This window comes from Streptomyces sp. NPDC104371, assembly GCF_055583785.1.
Genome location: NZ_JBVJNF010000032.1, coordinates 1 through 2,115 on the forward strand (window position 1 = coordinate 1; position 2,115 = coordinate 2,115).

Below are 2,115 nucleotides of genomic sequence, written 5' to 3' on the forward strand. Positions count from 1 at the left end.
TGAAGGCGAGGCGTCCGGGGTTGGTGTGGCCGGTGGTGGTGTTGCGGGTGGGGGTGTTGTGGGTGATGGCGTCGAGGCCGGTGAGGAGTTCTTCGAGGGTGGTGCCGGTGGTGATGGCGCGGTGGTCGAAGAGGGTGCGGGTGGTTTCGAGGGTGGTGGCGATGTGCTCGGGGGACAGGCCGGGGTTGTCCCGCACCCATGCCGCGACCCGGCCCGCTTGCTCGCGCATGGCGGGTTCGGTGCGTGCGGAGACCACCCAGGACACCGGACGCGGCTCGACAACAACACCGCCCGCGACAGGGGCTGTATCAGAACCGGTATCCGATGCCGTATCAGGTTCGACATCGGTATCGGCTTCGGCCTCGACTGGCGCCTGCTCAAGGATCAGATGCGCGTTCGTACCGCTGATCCCGAACGCGGACACGCCCGCACGACGCGGTCGGTCCAGCTCCGGCCAGGGGCGGGCCTCGGTCAGCAGGCGGACGCTGTCGTCCGACCAGTCGACGTGCGGCGTCGGCTCGTCGACGTGCAGGGTCTGCGGAAGGACGCCGTTGCGCAGCGCCATCGTCATCTTGATGACACCGGCGACACCGGCGGCGGCCTGGGCGTGACCGATGTTCGACTTCAGCGAGCCGAGCCACAGCGGACGGTCCGGTGCGCGGCCCTCGCCATAGACCGTCTGTAGGGCCCCGGCCTCGATCGGGTCGCCCAGCCGGGTACCGGTGCCGTGCGCTTCGACGGCGTCCACCTCGTCGGGGGCGAGCCTCGCCGCGGCCAGCGCGTCCTCGATGACCCGTTGCTGTGACGGCCCGTTCGGTGCGGTCAGCCCGTTGGACGCGCCGTCCTGATTGATCGCCGAACCCGCGACGACCGCCAGCACCTCGTGCCCGTTGGCCCGCGCGTCCGACAGCCGCTCCAGCAGCACCAGCCCCACACCCTCGGACCAGCCCGTGCCGTCCGCGCCCTTCGCGAACGCCTTGCAGCGACCGTCCGGGGCGAGCCCGCGCTGACGGCTGAACTCCACGAAGATGCCGGGCGTGGACATCACCGTCACACCGCCCGCGACGGCCAGCGAGCACTCACCATTGCGCAGGGACTGCGCGGCCAGGTGCAGCGCGACCAGCGACGAGGAGCACGCCGTGTCCACCGTGATCGCGGGCCCCTCAAGACCCAGCGTGTACGCGATCCGGCCGGAGGCCACGCTCAGCGTGCCCCCGGTCAACAGGTACCCCTCGGATCCCTCGCCGGGCTCGTGCAGCCGCGGCCCGTACTCCTGGGCCATCGCCCCGACGAACACCCCCGTACGGCTGCCGCGCAGCGAGTCCGGCGCGATCCCGCCGCGCTCGATGGCCTCCCAGGCGCACTCGAGCAGCAGGCGCTGCTGCGGATCCATCGCGGCGGCCTCACGCGGACTGATGCCGAAGAACGCGGCGTCGAACGCACCGGCCGCGTCAAGGAATCCGCCGTACCGGCTGTACGTCTTCCCGTCCCGGCCGGGCTCGGGATCGTACAGGTCCGCCAGGTCCCAGCCACGGTCCGTCGGCAGGTCGCCGATGGCGTCGCCGCCCTCGGACACCAACCGCCACAGCTCCTCGGGCGAGCCGATGCCTCCCGGGAAGCGACAGCTCATCGCGACGATCGCGAGCGGCTCGTCGTCCACCGCCGCGGAACCCGCGGACCGTGCGTTCCGCTTCGGCCGGTCGACGGGAGCGCCTTCCAGGCTCTCGGCGAGGTGGGCGGCGAGCCGCTGCGGCGTCGGGTAGTCGTACACCACTGAGCTGGGCAGCCGCAGGGCCGTCTGCTGCGCGAGCCGGTTGCGGAGCTCGACCGAGGTCAGAGAGGTGTGGCCCAGCTCCTTGAACGTGTGGGCCGGGTCCGCGCGTTCCGCGGGATCGCCGTCCAGGACGGTCGCGCTGTGCGCGAGAACCAGGTCGAGCACGCGCTGCTCGCGCTCCTCACGCGGGAGGCCGCGCAGCGGATGTGCCGACTCGTCGTGGGCGGTGTCGTCCGCGTCGGATGTGTTGAGCCAGTGGGTGGTGTGTTGGAAGGGGTAGGTGGGGGGTGGTGTGTGGGGGGTGTGGGTGGTGGGGGTGGGGTGGTGCCAGGTGAGGGGGG

General features: G+C 71.7%; 1 protein-coding gene. It reads right to left on the bottom strand.

What is annotated here, in order from left to right; translation table 11 throughout:
• Window positions 1–2,115 (bottom strand): type I polyketide synthase (locus ACZ60T_RS34090; RefSeq protein WP_469669503.1); only part of this gene is annotated, 2,115 nt, incomplete at both ends.